This is a genomic window from Polaromonas sp. P1_E11 (genome assembly GCF_056405995.1).
Genome location: NZ_JBFUBA010000001.1, coordinates 1348915 through 1371278 on the forward strand (window position 1 = coordinate 1348915; position 22364 = coordinate 1371278).

Below are 22364 nucleotides of genomic sequence, written 5' to 3' on the forward strand. Positions count from 1 at the left end.
AAAAGACAGGCCAGCAGGTGTGTTGGCTTGGGTAAGTAATACCGAATGATACGGGGTTTGCCCTTATACAGCCCCTGACCGGAAACCAAAAACCTTGGGCTGAGCGGCCTAAAGCAGCGAGGGTGGTCCAAAAAAACGGCCGCCTTATCGGGCAGATAGTGGCCGCAAGCCACAACTATCCGGCGCAAGCAGCTATTTTTTTGATAGCATCCGGGCTTTTCGGTGTTATTTGCCAACCAGGCAGGTGTGCGCAAAGCGCAACGGACCGTCACGCCAATTGGGTGATTTCCGGGCGTCCGGCACCATTTCACGCGACCCGGGCACCAACCTGGGCCTCTTGATCGCCCCTTTTTGGCGATTTGCGAAGGCCGGGCGTGGCGATTAACGCGGCAAGTCGCTAAAGCCCATCAGGAACTCGTCCACCGCTCGCGCGGCCTGGCGGCCTATGCGCACCCCAAGCGCGAGCTTGGGGTTTACTTAACCGCCCTTTGGGGCGATTTGCGAAGGCCGGGCGCGGCGATTAACGCGGCAAGTCGCTAAAGCCCATCAGGAACTCGTCCACCGCTCGCGCGGCCTAGCGGCCTACGCGCACCCCAAGCGCGAGCTTGGGGTTTACTTAACCGCCCCTTGGGGCGATTTGCGGAGGCCGGGCGCGGCGCTTAGCGAGGAAGGTCGCTATAGCCCATCAGGAATTCGTCGACAGCACGCGCGGCCTGGCGGCCTTCGCGAATCGCCCAGACCACCAGGCTCTGGCCACGGCGGATGTCGCCGGCGGCAAAAACTTTGGGCACGTTGGTGGCATAGCCACCGGTGAAGTCGGTGCCGGCCTTGGCATTGCCGCGGTTGTCTTTTTCGACGCCGAATGCGTCCAGCACGGAGGCCACCGGCGAAACAAACCCCATGGCCAGCAGCACCAGGTCGGCCTTGAGGGTTTGCTCGGAGCCAGGCACTTCCACCATCTTGCCGTCTTTCCATTCGACGCGAACGGTCTTCAGGCCGGTGACCTTGCCTTTTTCACCGATCAGTTCCTTGGTGGAGATGGCGAACTCGCGCTCGCAGCCTTCTTCGTGGCTGGAAGACGTACGCAACTTGATCGGCCAGTAAGGCCAAGTCATGGGACGGTTTTCTTCCTCGGGCGGCTGGGGCATCAGTTCAAACTGGGTGACGCTGGCAGCGCCGTGGCGGTTGCTGGTGCCCACGCAGTCGGAACCCGTATCGCCGCCGCCGATGACGATGACATGTTTGCCGTCCGCGCGCAGCTGGCCTTTGACCTTGTCACCGGCGTTGACCTTGTTCTGCTGGGGCAGGAATTCCATTGCAAAGTGCACGCCGTCCAGGTCGCGGCCGGGCACGGGCAGGTCACGCGACTGCTCGGCGCCACCCGTGAGGACCACGGCGTCGAAGTCTTTTTGCAGCTGCTCGGGGGTGATGCTTTCTTTCGCCCAGTTGGTGACTTTGGAGTCCTTGGGCAGGCTGCCCACCATCACGCCGGTGCGAAAATTCACGCCCTCGACCTTCATCTGATCGACGCGACGGTCGATGTGGACTTTTTCCATCTTGAAGTCGGGGATGCCGTAGCGCAGCAGGCCGCCAACGCGGTCATTCTTTTCAAACAGCGTCACGTCGTGGCCGGCGCGCGCCAGTTGCTGCGCGGCGGCCATGCCGGCAGGGCCGGAGCCGACCACGGCAACCTTCTTGCCGGTCTTGTGCTTGGGCATCACGGGCTTGACCCAGCCTTCGGACCAGGCGCGGTCGATGATGGCGTGCTCGATCGACTTGATGCCGACAGCGTCGTCATTCACGTTCAGCGTGCAGGCGGCTTCGCAGGGCGCGGGGCAGATGCGGCCGGTGAACTCGGGAAAATTGTTGGTGCTGTGCAGCGTGTCGATCGCGTTTTTCCAGTCAGCGCGAAACACCATGTCGTTGAAGTCGGGAATGATGTTGTTGACCGGGCAGCCGCTGTTGCAAAACGGCGTGCCGCAGTCCATGCAGCGTGCGGCCTGCTTGTTGGCCTGCGCGTCGTCCAGCCCGATGACAAATTCCTTGTAGTTCTTCAGGCGCTCCGGCACGGGCTTGTAGCCCTCTTCGATGCGCTCGTATTCCATGAAGCCGGTGATTTTTCCCATGATGCGGTCCTGTGCAATTCTTTAAGCGTTTTATGCCTCTAGCCCTTTAAAATCGGGCGCAAGCAGCTATAAATTCGATAGCAGTGAGTTTTGTGCGTGAAAAGCGTATTGGCCTATTTAGCCGCCACCGCTTCCTGGTTGGTGGCGACCTGAACCCTTGTGGTCTCTGTCGCGGCTTCCAGGCGGCGTTCCTTGCGCTCAATCAGGGCCTTCTTGTATTCGTTCGGGAAGACCTTCACAAACTTCAGGCGTGACTCGCTCCAGTTGTCGAGCAGTTCGCGCGCACGCTTGCTGCCGGTCCAGCGGTTGTGGTCTTGCAGCAAGCGCTTGAGCAATTCCTCATCGCTTTGTTCGGCATGCCAGTCAGCCTTGTCATGGGTGTGCTGTTCGGCCGTGGTGACGATGCGGTCCATCGACACCATGGATGTGTTGCAGCGCGTGGCAAACAAGCCGTCCTCGTCATACACATAAGCCACCCCACCGCTCATGCCGGCGGCGAAGTTGCGGCCGGTCTTGCCCAGCACCGCAACAGTACCGCCCGTCATGTATTCGCAGCCGTGGTCGCCTGTGCCTTCAACAACCGCCGTGGCGCCCGAGAGGCGCACGGCAAAACGTTCGCCGGCCACACCGCTGAAGAAGGCTTCGCCTGTGGTCGCGCCGTAGAGCACGGTGTTGCCGACGATGGTGTTCTTCACCGCGTCGCCGCGGAAGTCGATGCTGGGGCGCACGACGATACGGCCGCCCGACAAGCCCTTGCCGGTGTAGTCGTTGGCGTCACCGATCAGGTACATGGTGATGCCTTTGGCCAGGAAGGCGCCGAAAGATTGGCCGCCCGTGCCTTCGAGCTGGATGCGCAGCGTGTCGTCGGGCAGGCCTTGCGGGTGGTGGCGTGTCAGCTCGCCCGACAGCATGGCGCCGACGGTGCGGTTGACGTTGCGCGCCACTTCGATGAACTGGACTTTTTCGCCCTTTTCAATCGCGGCTTTGGATTTTTCGATCAGGCGCACGTCCAGCGCTTTTTCGAGCGCGTGGTCCTGCGCCATCACATGCATGCGCGGCACGTCGGCCGGCACGTTGGGCTGGTAGAACAGGCGGGCGAAATCAAGGCCACTGGCCTTCCAGTGCTCGATGCCTTTTTGCGTGTCGAGCAGGTCGGCACGGCCGATCAGGTCGTCAAACTTGCGCACGCCGAGCTGCGCCATGAGCTGGCGCGCCTCTTCGGCGACGAAGAAGAAGTAATTGACCACATGCTCGGGCTTGCCGCTGAATTTCTGGCGCAGCACAGGGTCTTGTGTGGCCACGCCAACAGGGCAGGTGTTGAGGTGGCACTTGCGCATCATGATGCAGCCTTCAACCACCAGCGGCGCGGTGGCAAAACCGAACTCATCGGCGCCCAGCAGCGCGCCGATGATGACGTCGCGGCCGGTCTTCATCTGGCCGTCGGCCTGCACGCGGATGCGGCCGCGCAGGCGGTTGAGCACCAGCGTTTGCTGCGTTTCAGCCAGACCGATTTCCCACGGCGAGCCGGCATGCTTGATGGACGACCAGGGCGAAGCACCCGTGCCGCCGTCGTGGCCGGCAATCACCACGTGGTCGGACTTGGCCTTGGCCACGCCCGCTGCAATGGTGCCAACGCCGACTTCACTCACCAGCTTGACGCTGATGCTGGCGCGCGGGTTGACGTTCTTCAGATCATGGATCAGCTGTGCCAGATCTTCGATCGAGTAAATGTCGTGGTGCGGCGGTGGCGAGATCAGCCCCACGCCGGGCACCGAGTAACGCAGCGAACCGATGTATTCGCTGACCTTGCCGCCGGGCAGCTGGCCGCCCTCGCCGGGCTTGGCGCCCTGCGCCATCTTGATCTGAATCTGGTCGGCCGACACCAGGTATTCGGCGGTGACGCCAAACCGGCCCGACGCGACCTGCTTGATGCGCGAACGCAGCGAGTCACCGTCTTGCAGCGGCAGATCAACCTCAACCTGTTTAGGGCCGATCACGCTTTTGAGGGTCTCGCCCTTCTTGATCGGGATGCCCTTGAGTTCTTGCCGGTAACGGTTCGGGTCTTCACCACCCTCGCCCGTGTTGCTCTTGCCGCCGATGCGGTTCATGGCCACAGCCAGCGTGGCGTGGGCTTCGGTGCTGATGGAGCCCAGAGACATGGCGCCGGTGGCAAAACGCTTGACGATTTCCTTGGCCGGCTCGACTTCATCAATCGGGATGGCCTTGGACGGGTCGATCTTGAACTCGAACAGGCCGCGCAGCGTCATGTGACGGCGGTTCTGGTCGTTGATCAGCTGGGCGTATTCCTTGTAGGTGTTCCAGTTGTTGGACCGCGTGGAATGCTGCAGCTTGGCAATTGCATCGGGCGTCCACATGTGGTCTTCGCCGCGCACGCGCCAGGCGTATTCGCCGCCGGCGTCCAGCATGTTGGCCAGCACCGGGTCGTCGCTGAAGGCAGCGCGGTGCATGCGCAGCGCTTCTTCGGCAATCTCAAACACGCCCATGCCTTCAACCTGGCTGGCCGTGCCGGTGAAGAACTTGGCCACGGTGTCACGGTTCAGGCCGATGGCCTCGAACAGCTGCGCACCGCAGTAGCTCATATAGGTCGACACGCCCATCTTGGACATGATCTTGGACAGGCCCTTGCCGATAGCCTTGGTGTAGTTGTAGACCGCCTTGTCGGTGCTGAGGTCGCCGGGCAGGCCTTTGGACAACTCGGCCAGGGTTTCCATCGCGAGGTAGGGGTGAACAGCTTCGGCGCCGTAGCCAGCCAGCACGGCGAAGTGGTGCACTTCGCGCGCGGAACCGGTTTCGACCACCAGGCCGGCGGTCGTGCGCAGGCCTTCCTTCACCAGGTGCTGGTGAATAGCCGACAGCGCCAGCAGGGCCGGAATGGCAACCTGCGTGGCGGTGATGCCGCGGTCGCTGACGATCAGGATGTTCTTGCCGTCCTTGATCGCGTCGACCGCCTCAGCGCACAGCGAAGCCAGCTTGGCTTCGACGCCCTCGTGGCCCCAGGCCAGCGGATAGGTGATGTCCAGGGTGTAGCTCTTGAACTTGCCCTGCGTGTGCGCTTCGATGTCGCGCAGCTTTTGCATGTCGGCCACGTTGAGCACGGGCTGGCTCACTTCAAGCCGCATCGGCGGGTTGACCTGGTTGATGTCCAGCAGGTTGGGCTTGGGGCCGATAAAGGACACCAGCGACATCACGATGGCTTCGCGGATCGGGTCGATGGGCGGGTTGGTCACCTGCGCGAACAACTGCTTGAAGTAGTTGTAGAGCGGCTTGTTCTTGTTGGACAGCACAGCCAGCGGGCTGTCGTTGCCCATGGAGCCGGTGGCTTCCTCGCCGTTGGCGGCCATGGGGGACATCAGGAATTTGATGTCTTCTTGCGTGTAGCCAAAGGCTTGTTGCCTGTCGAGCAGGGGAATGGTCGAAGCCGCGGGCACAGTGACCGGAGCGGTCTTGGCGGCCTTGCCGGCCACGTCGTCCAGCTTGATGCGCAGGTTTTCAATCCACTGTTTGTAGGGCTTGCTGTGGGCCAGTGTGGCCTTGATTTCCTCGTCGTCGACCATGCGGCCTTGCTCCAGATCGATCAGGAACATCTTGCCGGGCTGAAGGCGCCATTTGCGCACGATTTTGTGCTCGGGAATCGGCAGCACGCCCGACTCCGAGGCCATGATGACCAGGTCGTCGTCGGTCACGCAGTAGCGCGAAGGGCGCAGGCCGTTGCGGTCCAGCGTGGCGCCGATCTGGCGGCCGTCGGTGAACACGATGGAAGCCGGGCCGTCCCAGGGCTCGAGCATGGCGGCATGGTATTCATAGAAGGCCTTGCGGCGCTCGTCCATGGTGGTGTGCTGTTCCCACGGCTCGGGAATCATCATCATCACGGCCTGGCTGATGGGGTAGCCGGCCATGGTCAGCAACTCAAGGCAGTTGTCGAAGGTGGCGGTGTCGGACTGGCTGGCAAAGCTGATGGGGTAGAGCTTTTGCAGGTCGGCGCCCAGCACCGGCGAAGACATCACGCCTTCACGCGCCTTCATCCAGTTGTAGTTACCCTTGACGGTGTTGATCTCGCCGTTGTGCGCCACATAGCGGTAAGGGTGGGCCAACGGCCATTCGGGGAAGGTGTTGGTCGAAAAGCGCTGATGCACCAGGCCGAGCGCCGAGACGCAGCGCGGATCGGTCAGATCGCGGTAGTAGGTGCCCACTTGATCGGCCAGCAGCAGGCCTTTGTAGACCACCGTGCGGCTGGACATGCTGGGCACGTAATACTCTTTGCTGTGCGTCAGGCGCAGGTTCTGGATGGCGGCGCTGGCGGTCTTGCGGATGACATACAGCTTGCGCTCCAGCGCATCCTGCACGATGACGTCATTGCCGCGGCCAATGAAGATCTGGCGCAGGATGGGCTCTTTTTCGCGCACGGTGGGCGACATGGGCATGTCGCGGTTGACCGGCACGTCGCGCCAGCCCAGCAACACCTGGCCTTCGGCCTTGACTGCGCGCTCCAGCGCCTGTTCGCACGCCAGGCGGGATGCGTGCTCTTTGGGCAGAAACACCATGCCGACGCCGTATTCACCGGGGGGCGGTAGCTGCACGCCCTGGCTGGCCATTTCCTCGCGGTACAGCGCGTCGGGCAGCTGAATCAAAATGCCGGCGCCGTCGCCCATCAGTTTGTCAGCGCCTACCGCGCCCCGGTGGTCGAGGTTTTCGAGGATCTTCAGGCCTTGCTGGACGATGGCGTGGCTTTTGTGCCCCTTGATGTGCGCCACGAAACCGACGCCGCAGGCGTCATGTTCGTTTGCACCGGAGTACAAACCGTTTTCTTCAAAATGCTTGATTTCAGCAGCCGTGGTCATGGCAATTCCTCGTCAGTTGGGATGACGGCGGTGCCGCGAGGCCTTAGAAAAGACCTGGCAACGCTTCCATCCGCAAGGTTCATAATTTTTCGCAGGGAATGGGAGCATATTGCATTGCAACAACAATGCCAAGCGCTTTAAATGGGGTCAGATAACAATTAAATGTCGATTAATTTAATCAACAATAAATTAGGGACATATCATATTCAGACGCATCAAGCCTTGATAAATAAGGAATTAATCATCATCCACCACCTCGGCCACGCGTAGAGGTGGGCGCCCCGCCTGGTTCCTGGTGACGCGGCGCTCCGTGCGCTTTTGCAACTCCACCAGAAAGCCATCTCCACCCAGGGCCCAGCCACTCAGGGCGGACCGGGTCAGCTGGTCCTGCTGCTCCAGCGTGATGCCGGCGCGCACCAGTTCGGCGTAGGCCGCTTCACGGGCGAAGGGCGTGTTGCCCAACGCCCAGACCATCGGGTGCGGCGTGAGCAGGCCGTCGACCCGCAGGCCTGCGTAATGGCCGTAGCTGGACCATGGATAGTCTTTGACCTCGGCCACCAGTCCCGCGCGGACTGGATTGAGGTCCATATAGGCCATGCACGCCAGCAGGTAGCGCTCGGCCTCGATCACGGTGGCCCGGTAACGCCCTTCCCACAAGGTGCCGGAGCGGCCCTGGCTGTCGTTGAAGTAACGCACATAGCGCCGCCCGGCAGCTTGCATCATCTGCGGCAGGCTTTCTGCTGTGGACGGCGTGGCGAGCAAATGGAAATGGTTGTCCATCAGCACATACGCATGCAGGGCGACGCCGAATTTTCGGGCGCTTTCGTCCAGCAGCGCCAAAAACATCTGATGGTCGGCAGCTGAAGAAAACACGGCTTGCCGGTTATTCCCCCGCTGGATGATGTGGTGGGGATAACCGGGAAGCGTCAGACGGGGAAGACGGGCCATGGGATGCAATGCCAGGAGTTTGCATCATGATAAAAGGAATCTGGCCCCGATTTTTTGTACCCTGCACCAAGTCCATCGAAGCGCTGTTGAAGGCCCCGGAACGAAGGCGCTTAACGAACGACTTTGCCGTCAGGCGTGATGGTGACGAGGTCAATCGCGCGCACCGATTCGTATTTCTTGGGGCGCAGGTTCACACGAAAGCCGCCCACGTCGTAGTCCGTCATGGTTTCAAACGCCTTTTGCAGGCCTGCCCTGTCGGGTTTGCCGCTGCCGGCCGCACTGCGGCGCACGCCTTCGGCAAAAGTACGGGCAGCAATATAACCCTCCACACTTTCGTAACTCGGCGTCTGGTCCGTCTGGTTCAGTACATCCAGGTACTCCTTGATGATGGGCGTACCCGTGCTGCGTGGCGACGGCACCACCTGCGAGATCACCACACCGCCTATCTCCTTGCCCAGGGCACTGAACAGCGGATCGATACCCACGACGGAGAAATTGAGGAACTGCCCGCCGAAGCCGGCCTGGCGCATCTTGCGGATGAACGCTGCCGATGAATTGAACAGGCTGACCTGGATCACGGCCTGGGGTTGCGCCTTCATCAGCTGCGCCACCGCAGCATCGACCTTGTCGCTGTTGACCGGCGACAGGGCGCTACCAACGATGGCCGGGCGCTTCAGATCGATCAGGGCCTGGTTCACCGCTGCAAGGCCGCCCCGCCCCATGGCGTCATCTTCGGCAAATACACCGATACGGTCCTGATTGAGGGTGGCGCAGTGGCGCGCAATTTTGTAGGCCTCATCGGCCAGCGCCGGACGCACATGAAATATGTTTGCCAGAGAAGGATCGTGCAGCGCGTCTGAAGCCGCAAAAGGTGCGAAAAAGAGCGCCCCGGACGCCTTGGAAGCGGCAAACGCGGCGTCGCAGCTGGCTGTTCCGGCAAAGCCGAACAGCGCGTCGACGCCTTCGTCGATCAGCTGCTTGGCATTCGCGGCAGCCTTCGCCGGGTTGTAGCCGTCGTCGAGTGTCTTGACTTCTATCCTGTGGCCGCCGGCACCGCCCTTTGCATTGATGGCGTCGAAATAAATCTTTGCCCCATTCAGATACGCCAGACCGATCTGGTCGGCTGCACCTGTCAAGGGCACCGATTGGCCAAGAACGATTTTGCGGCTGGTTTTGCTTTGAGCCCAGAGCACAGGGCTTGCTACCGCAGCGCCCGCGGAAACCCCGCGCAGAATTAGTTGACGTCGATTGAAACCCATGAAAACACCTTTTGAGAAACGAAATAGCCAAAGCAGGTTTGATGCCCGTACCCCAGCATGCGCTCAATATTCCAGCGAAATGTCACAAATTGTGCGCAGACCCTCAGCGTAATCTGTGCAAACCTAAAAAACCAGCCTTGAAATGCCAACACGTCATAAGCCTATGCCACGGGTCGGCAACACCGGCAGAAGCTGATTTCGATGTGCGCGTTCAGATGTTTTGGTTGGCAGGTCCGCGCAAGCGATGAAGCAACATCGCCAACACGAGGGCGATGGCGGAACTGGCGGTCGCAAGCCAGCCCGTCCATTGCCATCCTCCCGCAGTGCCAGCCACCCAGGCAACCATCGGAGGGCCTGCAAATTGCCCCAGCGCCGACCATTGCTGAATCCAGCCGACGGTGGTCGACACGGCATCACGGCGAGGCGCAAGCTGGATTGCCAGGTTAAACAGCGTTGCGGGGATCAGGCCGCCCACCATCGAAAAGACCAGTATGGCCACGTACTGTATTTCCGGGGACAGTTGCACGGCAAATGCGAGCTGGGCACCTCCAGCCATCGACAGGAAACCTGCGCCGAGCAGAACCACCGGTCTTACACCACGCTCCAGCAGCCTGCCTGCCGCGACGTTGCCGATGATATTGACGGCAGCCGCAAGCGCCGTGAGCCAGGCCACCCATGCACCACTCACACCGGCCTGGGTGTAGATGGACGGCAGGAAACCGACAACGGCAAGCCACTGCCCCGAGTACATCGCAAAAGCAACAGCCATGTACCAGGCTGCGCGCGACCGCAGGGTCGCGCGGACAAGGTCTCTGCCACGGGAAAGAGGAGCCACCGATTGCCGGGAAGGCATGCCCTCCTGCAAATGCCCCTGTGCGGGGACTTGCCACGCGACCAGCAAGGCCAACACTGCGGCCAGTACGGCCAGAAACCACCACAAAATTCGCCAACCCCAGTCCGGTGCGGCCAGCCCGATGATCGCGGGGCCGCCCAGCAAGGCCAGAGAGGCCCCCAGCGGCATGTAGGCGCCCCATACTCCCAGCATGCCGTTGAGCCGCTCCTGTGGCACCAACTGGCGGATCATGGCTGGAGCCGGTAACACCACCCAGAGGAATCCCAGCCCTTCGAATACACGTGCGGCCAGCAGCCAATGCACATCGGGAGACATTCCACCCAGCAAGCCCGCACCACACAACACAAGCAGCCCGGCAACCATACTGCGCTTGAGGCCGGCACGCTGCACCGCAAGCCCGGTGACCAACCCGAGCGCCATACCTGCCAGTTGCACCAGCGACAACAGGAACCCCGCCTGCAACAGCGACACGCCGAGGGCTTGTCCCAACACAGGCAGCGCAGGCGGAAGCTTGCCCACGTACAGGGCGGCCACCACACCGGCAGCCATCACGTACCAGGCAGCCTTCGGCCTCGGGGATAGCGTGGGTCCGGATTCAGTCACGCAGGACGCGGTATGAGTGACGGCAGTTCAATCTAAACCGGAAAGGCTGCGCGCCCCTTAAGGCGCTCATGCTCTTTGGCGGCAAAGCGGTCTGTCATGCCGGCAATATAGTCGGCGACCACCCTCTCGGGTTTTGCGCCTGCCGCATGGGGGGCATCAATGCCGTCAAACCGGTCGATGTGAGCCTGCGGCATCTGGGCCGGGTCGGCCATATAGGCTTCGAACAGGTCGCGGACTACCTGCTTGGCAGCCTGCGTGGTTTCCACCACTTTCGGGTGGCGGTACAGGTTTCGCAGCAAAAACCGTTTGAGGGATGCAGACTGCGTCGCCATTTCTTCGGTAAAACACACCAGCGCGGGATGCCTGCGAACTTCGTCCACGCTGGCAGGGGCAACCTCGTGAATCGCAAGCGATGTCGCATCCATCACGTTGTAGACCTGTGCACTGAGCATGCGCCGTATGGTTTCAAACAGCAGCCGCCGGCCTTTCAAGGCTCGGTGCGCCAGCTGTGTTTCCCGGCAGTGCTGCGCGAACAACTCGACGCCCTCCAGTTGCTCCAGGCTTAACAGGCCGGAGCGCACGCCGTCGTCAATATCGTGTGCGTTGTAGGCTATTTCGTCCGCAAGGTTGGCCAGTTGTGCTTCCAGACCGGGTTGCTGCCAGCGCAGCCCGTCAGCGGGCTCTACGAACCGGCGGGCAACACCGTCCGGCTCGCGGGCTTCAATATGGCGAGCATTGCGCCTGGAACAATGCTTCAGGATTCCTTCTCGCGTCTCAAAGGTCAGGTTCAGCCCGTTGTAGGCCGGATAACGTTCCTCAAGGGAATCCACCACGCGCAGGCTTTGCAGGTTGTGCTCAAAGCCTGCGCTGTCCGGGTTGCAGGCCTTCAGGCAAGCGTTCAAGGCATCCTGGCCGGCATGGCCGAACGGCGTATGGCCGAGGTCATGCGCCAGCGCAATGGCTTCCACGAGGTCTTCGTTGAGCTGAAGCGTGCGGGCGATGGACCTGCCCAGTTGGGCAACTTCCAGCGAATGGGTCAGCCGGGTGCGAAACAGGTCACCTTCGTGATTCAGGAACACCTGGGTTTTGTACACCAGGCGCCGAAAAGCGGTGGAGTGCACGATACGGTCGCGGTCGCGCTGAAACTCGGACCGGGTTGGCGCAGCCGGCTCGGCAAAGCGGCGGCCACGCGAACGCGAAGGGTCACAGGCGTAGGGCTGGAGATTCATGGATGAAACGCAAAAATGGCCGGAATCCCATACTGCATGAGCGCAAGCAGCTCCTGAATTGATAGCATGGGAACATACTCCTTTTACGCTTTTTGCCGCTTATGCACAGCACATATCGATGACACTGCGCACCATGGCATCCGGCGCGCTGCGAACGGCTGCCTTCCCGGGGCCGTCGATCACAACAAACCTTATCTCACCCGCTTCGGATTTTTTGTCGATGCGCATAAGTTCGAGATAGCGGCCGGCATTGTCGGTGGTTGACAGCACAGGTCCTCGCACCGGCAGGCCGCATCGTCGGACAAGATTGGTCAGGCGTTCCGTAAAAGGCTTGTCAACCAGGCCCAGACGCTCTGACAGAAGCGCCGCCATCACCATGCCGCAGCCCACACCTTCGCCATGCAGCCATTCCCCATAGCCCAGGCCGGATTCAATCGCGTGGCCGAAGGTGTGACCGAAATTCAGGACGGCCCGCAAGCCCGACTCGCGCTCGTCCTGGCTTACGACCCATGCCTTGATTTCACAACTGCGCCGGATGGCGTGGGCCATGGCCACGGGCTCCCTGGCGAGCAGGTCCTCTAAGTTAGCCTCGATCCATTCAAGGAATGCCATGTCGGCAATGGGGCCGTATTTAATGATCTCGGCCAGGCCCGCACTCAGTTCGCGAGAGGGCAGCGTCGCCAGGACATCCAGGTCGCACACCACCTGCAAGGGCTGGTAGAACGCACCGATCATGTTTTTGCCCAGCGGGTGGTTGATCGCCGTCTTGCCGCCTACCGAGGAATCCACCTGGGCCAGCAATGTCGTGGGCACCTGCACAAATGGTACGCCGCGCATGTAGCTGGCCGCGGCAAAGCCGGTCATGTCGCCGACCACGCCACCGCCCAAGGCAAACAGCACCGTCTTTCGGTCGCAGCCGTTTTCCAGCAGCGCATCAAAAATCAATTGCAGGGTTGGCCAGTCCTTGTGGGCTTCACCATCCGGCAAGGTGACCAGCAGCACCTTGGCATAGCGTTGCTGCAATGCCCGGGTGAGTTGCACGGCATACAGCGGTGCCACGGTGGTGTTTGACACCACCAGCGCCGCCGCGGCTTTGGGCACGTCCTTGTAGGTATCGCTGCTTCCCAGAAGCCCGCTGCCAATGACGATCGGATAGCTGCGTTCGGCCAGATCAATCCGGATTGTCGCAACGGCGGAAGAGGAATTTTCTTGCATGGAAGAAGTGTAGAGGCTTCCACCCTTTCCAAGGCTTGCCAATGGTTATGGCCGGTCGGGAGGCGGAGCCATCACGCCTGCCAGCTCCAGCTGCATCAGGATCATGTTGACCAATGTAGAGACCGAAGGGCGGCCTGTTTCAATGACATAGTGTGCCGTTTCCCGATAGAGGGCGTCACGGGCGGCGTAAAGATCCCTGAGCCGCGCCAGCGGATCGGCCACCTGAAGCAAGGGGCGGTTCTGGTCATGCCGCAAACGGCGAAAAACCTCTTCGGGGATGGAATGCAGGTAAACCACCTGCGCCCGCTCCCGAAGATGTTGCCGGTTGGCGGGGCGCAGCACAGCCCCTCCGCCGCTGGAGAGCACGCAAGCCTCACCCTGAGTCAACTCATCGATGATCAGTTGCTCGATGTCGCGAAATGCGTCTTCACCTTCGCGCTCAAAAAACTCCCGGATAGAGCAACCGATACGTTGTTCTATTACCTGATCCGAGTCAATGAACCGCAACCCCATTCTTCGGGCAAGATGCCTGCCGACGGTGGACTTCCCCGATCCAGGCAAGCCCACGCAGGCGATTCTCAACGGATGTGCATTCAATTGATATGGAGGAAAGGTTGCCCAGAAGCATACCAAGCAACTACGCAGGGGACTGACAGTCCCGCGCGCAGTCCTTTGGCACTACGCCTTCTTTACCTACCGCTCTCGAACTCGCCCAAGGCGATCAAACAGGTGGTCGGAATTAATGCAGGGCAGATCCGTTGGTCAGCATTTTGGGTGTGATGAACACCAGCAATTCAGACTTCGTGGCAGATCGCGTTCTTTGTTTAAAGAGATTGCCAACACCGGGGATGTCTCCCAAAAGAGGGACTTTGGTTTCATTGTCGCGATCATTTTGCTCAAAAATACCGCCGATGACCACGGTTCCACCATTTTCCACCAGTACCTGCGTTTGAATATGCTTGGTATCAATCGCGAATCCATTTGCTGTTTCACGTCCCACGCTATCCTTGTTCACGTCCACTTGAAGGATGATGTTTCCCTCTGGCGTTATTTGCGGAGTGACTTCGAGTTTCAAATTTGCCTTTCGGAAGGCAATAGATGTAGCGCCGCTGGAGGTCGCCTGTTGATAGGGCAGCTCTGTACCCTGTTCAATCAAGGCTTTCACCTGATCAGCTGTCACTACACGCGGACTGGAAACAATTTTTGTCTTGCCATCTGCCTCAGATGCAGAAATCTCAAGGTTAAGGAATCGTGTCTTTGCGGCATTGAACAAAGAAATGGCAAACGTACTTGCGCTGAATCCGTTTTGACCTACGCCAGGCAAGCTCACGAACTCACCTGCAGTAGTTCCCGCCGCAAACGCGTTGTACGTTCCGCCAAAAGCGGTGTTCGTATTCTGGTTGAAAGGCCGTCCCCCCAACCTCACACCCAGAGATTTACCGAAGGAATCTGACGCTTCAACGATGCGAGCTTCAATCAACACTTGACGGACTGCTACGTCCAGTTTCGCGATCAACGCCTGCACTTGTTCAAGTCGCGATGGTATGTCAGTCACGAACAATTGATTGGTGCGCGCCTCCGATATCACGCTGCCTCGCGCAGACAGTATCTTTGTAGCACCGGAGCCGGAACCCAACAGCCCCGCTGCAATGTCTGCAGCCTTTGCATAGTTAAGCTTGAAATCCTGGGTCCGAAGCGTTTCCAGACTTTGAATCGCGTTCTTTGACTCCAGTTCCGTCTTGTCTTTGGCTGCAAGTTCGTCCTTGGGGGCGATCAACAGGACGTTGCCTGTTTTACGCATGCCCAGGCCCTTGGCCTGAAGAATAATGTCCAGCGCCTGATCCCAGGGAACATCTTTCAGACGCAACGTTACCGCACCGGTAACCGAGTCCGATGTCACGATATTGAAGTTCGTAAAGTCTGCAATCACCTGCAGGAGGGAGCGAATTTCAATGTTCTGGAAATTCAGGGACAGCTTCTCACCGTTATACCCAGGCCCTTGTGTCACCTTGCTTGGGTCATTTTTTTGCTGGCGTACTTCCAGGACAAACTGGTTATCGCTTTGATACGCACTGTGTTCCCAGGCACCCTTGGGTTCAACCACCATGCGGACCTTATCTCCCGTTTGAAACGTAGTGACGGTTTGCACCGGTGTTCCGAAATCGCCTACATCCAGGCGACGACGCAGACCTTCTGGCAGTGCTGTTTTCAGGAATTCGACCACCAAAGTCTGACCCTGTTGGCGAATATCCACGCCCACCTGGTTATTGGGCAAGTCCACGACAATACGGCCAGAACCCTCTACGCCGCGCCGGAAATCTATGTCCTTCAGGGGGAACGTATCGGTATTGCGATTTTCAGCAAATACAGGAGGCGCCACGGCGGATGGCGCAGCTACCGCCGCACCATCGAGAATGATCAACAACGATTTCCCCTGAATCTCAGCCTTATATGCTGTTGGTACTTTGAGGTTGAGCACCACTCGAGTTCTTTCGCCCGCCTGCACGACGTTTGCCGAACGCAGATTTCCCAAATTAAGATCAACGGCTGACCGCCCCATGGAATTTCCGACGCCTGGAAAATCAAGCGCGATACGCGCTGGGGTTTGAATGCTGAACCCTGTTGGAATTGCCGTTAAAGGCTCAGCCAAATCAATCCGAATGACTTCCGAACCGCCCTGAACCGATCCCGAAACCGCTTGAATGGCATTTTGCGCCTGTGCAAGCGATGGACTGGCGGTGACGAAAAATGCCAGACTGAGTGATGCGCAACGCAACACGCGCCCAAACAAAAGCTGCAGGCGGCCTCCCATTTCCTGCGCCTCTAATGCCCGTGTCTGCTTGTTCATTTTGATCCCTCTAATAGCTGTAATGTCGCGGTCCGCTCTATCCATTCACCCGCGGCGTCTTGCACTATCTCGCGCAAGGCGAGATCCGTTTCAGTGACCTTGGTGATCCGGCCGTAGTTTTGCCCCAGGTGATTTCCTACCCGAGCCTGATATATCAGGTTGTCCACTCGTACGAGCGCGACTGGCTGGCCAACCTTGATCAGGCTCCCTACCATGACAATGGCATCCAGCGGATATGCCTCCAGCGGTTCTTTGCGCCGGCTCAGTTCGGGCGCAATCAAGGCAGCGTTGGCCGTCGCCTGGTTGGACTCGCGCTTCAGTGCCTGTGCCAGCTTTTGGTTGCTAAAGGGTTCAATTGACCCCTCCTGACCATATGGCTGCGGCGAAAACTTGGTGGGCTCCGGCAACGGCTCCACTTTTGGCTTGGTGGCATTACGCTGTTGCGTCATCCACTCCTGCAACTCCTCTTGCTCAGAAGAACCACAACCGGACAAGCTCAACATCGCTCCCGCCAAACTGCAGATGACTATCGTGTATTTGCCTGCATTCATTTTTTGGCTCCCGGAGCACTCTTGCGCTGCAAGGCTACTTCGTCAGTATCCAGATAGCGGAATGTCTTGGCCGTAGTGTCCATGACCAGGGTCCCGTCCTTGACTGGCGTTATGGTCAGATTATTCAAGGTGACGATGCGGGAAAGATTGGCAATATCAGCTGCAAAAGCACCCATGTCATGGTATCTACCGGTGACTCGAACAGCGATCGGCAATTCTGCGTAATACTCTTTCACGCTGACCTGGCCAGGACGAAACAATTCAAACTGCAGACTGCGTCCTAAACCCGCCTGATTGATATCAGAAAGCAGCGCGTCCATCTCGGCTTTGCTCGGCAGCTGCTTTTCAAGCTGGGTTACATACTGTTGAACCTGTTCACGCTGCTTCTTCAGCACGTCCAGATTGACAGCCTGCGCAAGCTTCGCTGTGTAATCTTCCTTGAGCTTTACTTCCTTGGCCTTCTCCGCGGTCAGCTCTTCATCGGACGCGTTGAGCCATACAAACCAGAGCGCCACGACAACAAAAATCGTTACGGCCACGCACAGAAGGTAACGCGGAAGCGCTGGCCACGAAGGCGGATCATTGGGATCCAGGCCCACGAACTGGGACTTCAGACTGCTTTGAATGGCAGCAAAGTCGATGGAATTTTTAGAGGTTTTTGCCATGATCAAACTCGTTCATTCCGCCTCATACCTTGGCCGGCGCCGAAGCGGCGGAAGCGGGCTTGGCAGCCGCCCCGGAACCCACCGCTGCCGCCCCAGAGCTTGCCGGCGTCGCGCCGACAGCTTTCGAATCGCTGGCCCGCTTCAGGCCGACCTTCATCGAAAAATTGGATATCCTGCGCTGATCACGGGCAGTCAGCGCCACCGTGCTCGCAGTGATTTCCACAAGCTCCGGACGTGTCAACCACGCACTGTTGTTAGCAAGGTTGCGCAACAGTTCCGAAACACGTTCGTTCGACTGTGCGATGCCGCTGATCAATACGGTCTGGTTTTCTTGCCTCATGCTGGTGATATACACGCCATCGGGCAACTGCTTGACCAGTTCGCTCAGCAAATACACCGGCAGATTGCGGTTCCCCTGAAGATCTTCCACCGCATTCTGACGAGCCCTGAGTGCGGAAATCTCCGCCTGCAGCGTGGCTATATCCTTGATTTGTCCTTCCAGCCGGGTAATTTCCGTTTTCAGGAAATTGTTCTTTCCGCGCTGGCCCTCAATTTGGGCCAGATACCAGGAATAAACAGCACCGCAAATAAGACCACCGATCAAGGCAGCGATACCCAGCGTGGCAAAAAATACTTCGCGCCTGCGCTTGCGCGCAGCTTCGCGGTGGGGAAGCAGATTGACGAGAATCACTGCAGAAACCTCCGCAAAGCCAGACCGCAAGAGGTCAGGTAGGACGCCGCTTCGCGCCGCATTTTCTTTTCACGCACCCCATCACCGAGTTCCATTCCTTCGAAAGGATTGGCAAGCACGCAGGCAAACGAAGTCTGCTGGGTGACAGAATCGGTCAGACCTGGCAGCGCGGACGAGCCGCCGGCCAACATCACATAGTCAACCTTGTTGTGCGGGGTGCTGGTAAAGAAGAACTGCAAGGCTCTTCCGATTTCCTGCGCCATGCTCTCGACAAAAGGCTTCAGCACGCCGGATTCGTAGTCTTCCGGCAAATCGCCACTGCGCTTTTTGCTTTCTGCTTCTTCAGGAGAAAAACCGTACTGCCGAATGATGAGCTGCGTCAGCTGGGCTCCACCGAAAGCCTGATCACGTTCATAAAGTACTTCGTCGTTTTTGATGACCTGCATGCTGGTCGTCAATGCACCCACTTCAAACAGGGCCACCATGGTGTCCGCGCCCTGGTTGGGAAGGCTCTCAATCAAGCGGGCGGTGGCCAGGCGAGAAGCATACGACTCCACATCTATAACGATGGGCTTGAGCCCTGCGGCTTCTGCGAGGCCCTGCCGGTCCTGCACTTTTTCCTTGCGCGAAGCAGCAATCAGCACTTCAACGTCGCCGCTGGAGGTAGCGCTCGGACCCACCACGCAGAAATCGAGGCTGACTTCATCCAGCGAGAACGGAATGTATTGATTGGCTTCGGATTCCACCTGGATTTCCAGCTCTGCATCGCTGAGGCCGCCCGGGAGGATGATTTTTTTGGTAATGACCGCCGAAGCAGGCAGGGCCATTGCCACATTCTTGGTGCGGGTTCCGCTTTTTTTGACAAGCCGGCGCACCGCGTCGGCCACTTCGTCGAATTTTTCGACGTTGCCATCGGTAATCCAGCCTCGTTCCAGCGGTTCGATCGCACAGCGATCCAACACCAGATTACCGGCCTTGTCACGGCTCAACTCCACCAGTTTGACACTGGATGAGCTGATATCTAAACCCAGCAAAGCGGGTTGTTGGCGGTTGAATAACGATCCCAGAGAGATCAAGGCGGTCCCCAAATGACGGCTAATATGTAGCCCTGCATACTTAAGAAATCACTTGAATAGTAGCAGTAAGCTCTTTGTGCAGTAAGGATTTTTCCTGTTTTGGACATCTGGAACGTTGTCAAAAGCAGACGGTCGTGCCGGACCATGAGTTTGCAAGGTTCCCTAAAACGATGTCTGCAAACGTAAAAGTATGGCACTTGCCCTGACACCCCGCACAACCCGCTTCCCGGGATTTTTATAATGGTGACGCGACTTTACGATTGTCTACATGCCCTCCACACCCACGTCTTCTGATTCAAACTCTGCCCCGGTCAAGCAAGGTCGCGCAAAGTCCCTCGTCCCCCGCTGGCTGGTCATGCTTTTTTTATGGAGTGGCGGCCTGTTGCTGGCTGGTGTTGCCGCCGTCTTGCTGTTTGTGGCTGTAGCGCTGTCGGTTGCCTACCCCAACCTGCCGGATATCTCTGACCTGTCGGACTACCGGCCAAAGTTGCCGTTGCGGGTTTACTCCGCCGATGGGGTGGTTATTGGCGAGTTCGGGGAAGAACGCCGCAGTCTCACCCCGATCAAAGACATCCCGCAGGTCATGAAGGACGCGGTACTGGCCATTGAAGATGCCCGCTTTTTCTCGCATGGCGGCGTGGACTACCTGGGCGTGATCCGGGCCGGCTTTGCCAATGTGGGCCGGGCCAAGAGCCAGGGCGCCTCCACCATCACCATGCAGGTGGCCCGCAATGTCTATCTGTCAGCCGAGAAAAGCTATACCCGCAAGATCTATGAAATCCTGCTGACCTTCAAGCTGGAGCACCTGCTGACCAAGGACCAGATCCTTGAGATCTATATGAACCAGATTTTTCTGGGAAACCGGGCTTATGGCTTTGCCGCGGCCTCAGAGGCCTATTTCGGCAAGCCCCTGAAGAACATCACCATCTCCGAGGCAGCCATGCTGGCGGGCCTGCCCAAGGCGCCCTCAGCCTACAACCCCATCATCAACCCCAAGCGGGCCCGGGCCCGCCAGCTCTACATCATCGAGCGCATGGAAGAAAACGGCTTCATTACCGCCGAACAGGCCAAGGCCGCAAAAGAAGAAGAGCTCAAGGTCAGGACCGGGCCAGATGCAGGCCGGGTGCACGCGGAATACGTCGCGGAAACCGTGCGCCAGCTGGTTTACAACCAGTACGGGGACGAAACCTACACCCGCGGCCTGAATGTCTATACCACCCTGCGCGCCACCGACCAGACGGTCGCGTACAAGGCCTTGCGCAAGGGCATCATGGATTACGAGCGCCGCCAAATTTACCGGGGCCCCGAGAAGTTCATCGATCTGCCGGCCAATGCGCAAGAAACGGAAGATGCGATTGACGATGCGCTGACCGACAATCCCGACAACGGAGATGTGATGTCGGCGGTCGTGTTGGAGGCCAATCCCAAACGGATTTTGGCCATGCGCCAGAACAGCGAAACAGTTGAAATTACCGGCGACGGCCTGAAACCCGCCCAATCCGGGCTGGCAGACAAGGCCGGGCCCAACATCAAGATTCGCCGCGGCGCCTTGATCCGCGTGGCAAGAACACCAAAAAACACCTGGGAAATCACCCAGCTGCCTGAAGTGGAAGGCGCTTTTGTGGCCCTTGATCCGCGCGACGGCTCCATCCGCGCCTTGGTGGGCGGGTTTGATTTTGAGAAAAACAAGTTCAACCATGTGACCCAGGCGTGGCGCCAACCGGGTTCCAGCTTCAAGCCCTTTATATACTCCGCAGCCCTTGAGAAGGGCTTTACCCCGGCGACCGTGGTAAACGACGCCCCGCTGTTTTTCGACGCCGGCGTCACTGGCGGCCAGCCCTGGGAGCCCAAGAACTACGACGGCACTTTCGACGGCCCCATGAGTCTGCGGACCGGCCTGAAGAAATCCAAGAACATGATTTCCATCCGCATACTGCAGGCTATCGGTGCCCCGTATGCGCAGGACTGGATCACCCACTTCGGCTTTGAAGCCGAAAAACATCCCGCCTACCTGACCATGGCGCTGGGCGCCGGGTCAGTCACCCCGATACAGATGGCCACCGCCTATTCGGTGTTTGCCAACGGCGGTTACCGCGTCAATCCCTACCTGATCACCAAAATCACCGACCAGCGCGGCAAAGTCCTGCTGGAAAGCAAGCCCCCCGTGCTGGACGAATCAGCCCGGGCCATCGATGCGCGCAATGCGTTCATCATGGACAGTCTGTTGCAGGAAGTCGCGCGCTCGGGTACGGCGGCCAAAGCGCAAGCCACGCTCAAGCGCCCCGACCTTTTCGGCAAGACCGGTACCACCAATGACTCGATCGACACCTGGTTCGTGGGTTTCCAGCCCACCCTGACAGCAGCGGTGTGGATGGGTTACGACACGCCGAAAAAACTCGGCGACCGGGAAACCGGCGGCGGCCTGAGCCTGCCGATCTGGATCAACTTCATGGAATACGCGCTCAAGGGCGTTCCAGTGGCCGAATACCCGCCACCCGAAGGTGTCGTCAACGTGGGCGGAGAGTGGTATTACAGCGAATATGCCAAAGGCTCCGGGGTCAGCACGGTGGGCATACAACAAGACCCGGCAGCAGCAGCCACGCCGGCAGCGCCGGGCGCAATCCAGGTGCTGCCGCCTTCGGACGAGAAAAAGCGCATTCTGGATCTGTTCAAGAACTGAGATGAAACGCATCAAAAAAGGGCTCCACGGAGCCCTTTTTTGTTTCAACGCCCATCACGGCACACCTGCAAGCTTCGGCTGCTACGCTTTATTTGCTTCCACGGGGGCCGCGAACACCAACGTCTGGCCGGCCTGCTCGCTGGCATAGCGAGACAAGTTGGCAAAAAACTCGCTCGAGTCCTTGGTGTCAGCCCATTGCCCATTCCTGAATTTGTAGTGGAATCCGCCGGCCTTGGCCGCCATCCATATTTCCTGCAAGGGTTTCTGGAGGTTGATGATGATCTGGCTGCGGTTGGAGAAAGTCAGCGTGACCATGCCGCCGGTGCGCTGGTTATCAATGTCCGCGTCGGTCTCATCATTGATCCGGTCGCAGGCGATTTCAACGGCCCTGAGTGCACTCTCGGCCAGATCCTGGTATTCAAGGTCCGTCATTACAATCCCATCATGGTTTCTTCAGCTCAAATTTTAGGCCGCAACCGCTCTTCGGTCTCTCGCTATAGCCTTGCCGCAATTGTGGTCGGCGCGGCCTTGCTGGCCGGTTGTGGACAAAAAGGCCCACTTTACCTGCCAGTTCCCCCGAAGGTGCCGGCCACGGCCACCACAGCGCCGCCGGCTGCCGCGCCTGCGACGCCGGCGTCAGCCGCTCGCTGACCTGCAACCTGGCCGATTCATTGAAGATTCAGGCCATCCGGTGGCTGGGCCTTCAATCTAAAGGTGCCCGACCGTTCATGCCGTCAATCGATCATGGCGCGCAAGCCCTG

16 protein-coding genes are annotated in these 22364 nt (G+C 59.1%); 2 read left to right on the plus strand and 14 right to left on the minus strand.

Going from position 1 to position 22364, the window contains the following annotated elements; translation table 11 throughout:
• Positions 1 to 659 precede the first annotated feature (659 nt).
• The 13 genes from AC1D11_RS06650 to AC1D11_RS06710 all read right to left on the minus strand — a co-directional run bounded on the left by AC1D11_RS06650 (position 660) and on the right by AC1D11_RS06710 (position 18923).
• Positions 660 to 2126: a glutamate synthase subunit beta gene (locus AC1D11_RS06650; RefSeq protein WP_477649305.1), complete on the minus strand. Its 1467-nt coding sequence runs from the start codon at positions 2124 to 2126 to the stop codon at positions 660 to 662.
• Between the two features lie 113 nt (positions 2127 to 2239).
• Positions 2240 to 6985 (minus strand): glutamate synthase-related protein, encoded by a 4746-nt coding sequence (locus AC1D11_RS06655; RefSeq protein WP_477649304.1) that lies wholly within the window; start codon positions 6983 to 6985, stop codon positions 2240 to 2242.
• Between the two features lie 237 nt (positions 6986 to 7222).
• Positions 7223 to 7933 carry a transposase gene (locus AC1D11_RS06660; RefSeq protein ID WP_477649303.1) on the minus strand — a complete coding sequence of 237 codons (711 nt, stop codon included), beginning with the start codon at positions 7931 to 7933 and terminating at the stop codon, positions 7223 to 7225.
• A 110-nt stretch (positions 7934 to 8043) separates the two neighbouring features.
• Positions 8044 to 9192, minus strand: coding sequence for an ABC transporter substrate-binding protein (locus tag AC1D11_RS06665; RefSeq protein WP_477649302.1), 1149 nt, complete (start codon positions 9190 to 9192; stop codon positions 8044 to 8046).
• 211 nt (positions 9193 to 9403) lie between these two features.
• Complete coding sequence (locus AC1D11_RS06670) at positions 9404 to 10648, minus strand: MFS transporter (protein WP_477651432.1); 1245 nt, start codon at positions 10646 to 10648, stop codon at positions 9404 to 9406.
• Positions 10649 to 10680: 32 nt separating this feature from the next.
• Positions 10681 to 11877 carry a deoxyguanosinetriphosphate triphosphohydrolase gene (locus AC1D11_RS06675; RefSeq protein WP_477649301.1) on the minus strand — a complete coding sequence of 399 codons (1197 nt, stop codon included), beginning with the start codon at positions 11875 to 11877 and terminating at the stop codon, positions 10681 to 10683.
• A 99-nt stretch (positions 11878 to 11976) separates the two neighbouring features.
• Positions 11977 to 13092 carry a 3-dehydroquinate synthase gene (aroB, locus tag AC1D11_RS06680; protein ID WP_477649300.1) on the minus strand — a complete coding sequence of 372 codons (1116 nt, stop codon included), beginning with the start codon at positions 13090 to 13092 and terminating at the stop codon, positions 11977 to 11979.
• A 45-nt stretch (positions 13093 to 13137) separates the two neighbouring features.
• A complete protein-coding gene (locus AC1D11_RS06685) occupies positions 13138 to 13674 on the minus strand; it encodes a shikimate kinase (RefSeq protein WP_477649308.1) in 537 nt (178 codons plus the stop codon).
• A gap of 157 nt (positions 13675 to 13831) precedes the next feature.
• On the minus strand, positions 13832 to 15940 hold the full coding sequence (locus AC1D11_RS06690) for a type IV pilus secretin PilQ (RefSeq protein ID WP_477649299.1): 2109 nt from the start codon (positions 15938 to 15940) through the stop codon (positions 13832 to 13834).
• Positions 15937 to 16491 carry a pilus assembly protein PilP gene (locus AC1D11_RS06695; protein ID WP_477650972.1) on the minus strand — a complete coding sequence of 185 codons (555 nt, stop codon included), beginning with the start codon at positions 16489 to 16491 and terminating at the stop codon, positions 15937 to 15939. Before AC1D11_RS06695 ends, AC1D11_RS06690 begins: the two co-directional genes overlap by 4 nt.
• On the minus strand, positions 16488 to 17156 hold the full coding sequence (locus AC1D11_RS06700) for a type IV pilus inner membrane component PilO (RefSeq protein WP_477649297.1): 669 nt from the start codon (positions 17154 to 17156) through the stop codon (positions 16488 to 16490). Before AC1D11_RS06700 ends, AC1D11_RS06695 begins: the two co-directional genes overlap by 4 nt.
• Positions 17157 to 17178: 22 nt before the next feature.
• The gene (locus AC1D11_RS06705; protein ID WP_477649296.1) at positions 17179 to 17847 is read right to left on the minus strand and encodes a PilN domain-containing protein; all 669 of its coding nucleotides are present in this window, start codon (positions 17845 to 17847) and stop codon (positions 17179 to 17181) included.
• Positions 17844 to 18923, minus strand: a complete 1080-nt coding sequence (locus AC1D11_RS06710) for a pilus assembly protein PilM (protein ID WP_477650988.1) — start codon at positions 18921 to 18923, stop codon at positions 17844 to 17846. Before AC1D11_RS06710 ends, AC1D11_RS06705 begins: the two co-directional genes overlap by 4 nt.
• 268 nt (positions 18924 to 19191) lie before the next feature.
• On the opposite strand from AC1D11_RS06710, the gene AC1D11_RS06715 reads away from it, so the two are divergent.
• Positions 19192 to 21603, plus strand: coding sequence for a penicillin-binding protein 1A (locus AC1D11_RS06715; protein ID WP_477649295.1), 2412 nt, complete (start codon positions 19192 to 19194; stop codon positions 21601 to 21603).
• A gap of 81 nt (positions 21604 to 21684) precedes the next feature.
• Here the strand turns inward: AC1D11_RS06715 and cyaY are convergent, their stop codons facing one another.
• Positions 21685 to 22035: an iron donor protein CyaY gene (gene cyaY, locus AC1D11_RS06720; protein WP_477649294.1), complete on the minus strand. Its 351-nt coding sequence runs from the start codon at positions 22033 to 22035 to the stop codon at positions 21685 to 21687.
• 12 nt (positions 22036 to 22047) lie between these two features.
• Between cyaY and lptM the strand changes: the two genes are divergently transcribed.
• Positions 22048 to 22254, plus strand: a complete 207-nt coding sequence (gene lptM, locus AC1D11_RS06725) for an LPS translocon maturation chaperone LptM (RefSeq protein WP_477649293.1) — start codon at positions 22048 to 22050, stop codon at positions 22252 to 22254.
• Positions 22255 to 22364 lie beyond the last annotated feature (110 nt).

Coding starts and splice junctions, on each gene's coding strand:
- AC1D11_RS06690 (WP_477649299.1), bottom strand. CDS start 15,940: ATGAACAAGCAGACACGGGCATTAGAGGCGCAGGAAATGGGAGGCCGC.
- AC1D11_RS06715 (WP_477649295.1), top strand. CDS start 19,192: ATGCCCTCCACACCCACGTCTTCTGATTCAAACTCTGCCCCGGTCAAG.
- AC1D11_RS06665 (WP_477649302.1), bottom strand. CDS start 9,192: ATGGGTTTCAATCGACGTCAACTAATTCTGCGCGGGGTTTCCGCGGGC.
- lptM (WP_477649293.1), top strand. CDS start 22,048: ATGGTTTCTTCAGCTCAAATTTTAGGCCGCAACCGCTCTTCGGTCTCT.
- AC1D11_RS06660 (WP_477649303.1), bottom strand. CDS start 7,933: ATGGCCCGTCTTCCCCGTCTGACGCTTCCCGGTTATCCCCACCACATC.
- AC1D11_RS06695 (WP_477650972.1), bottom strand. CDS start 16,491: ATGAATGCAGGCAAATACACGATAGTCATCTGCAGTTTGGCGGGAGCG.
- cyaY (WP_477649294.1), bottom strand. CDS start 22,035: ATGACGGACCTTGAATACCAGGATCTGGCCGAGAGTGCACTCAGGGCC.
- AC1D11_RS06650 (WP_477649305.1), bottom strand. CDS start 2,126: ATGGGAAAAATCACCGGCTTCATGGAATACGAGCGCATCGAAGAGGGC.
- AC1D11_RS06675 (WP_477649301.1), bottom strand. CDS start 11,877: ATGAATCTCCAGCCCTACGCCTGTGACCCTTCGCGTTCGCGTGGCCGC.
- AC1D11_RS06700 (WP_477649297.1), bottom strand. CDS start 17,156: ATGGCAAAAACCTCTAAAAATTCCATCGACTTTGCTGCCATTCAAAGC.
- aroB (WP_477649300.1), bottom strand. CDS start 13,092: ATGCAAGAAAATTCCTCTTCCGCCGTTGCGACAATCCGGATTGATCTG.
- AC1D11_RS06655 (WP_477649304.1), bottom strand. CDS start 6,985: ATGACCACGGCTGCTGAAATCAAGCATTTTGAAGAAAACGGTTTGTAC.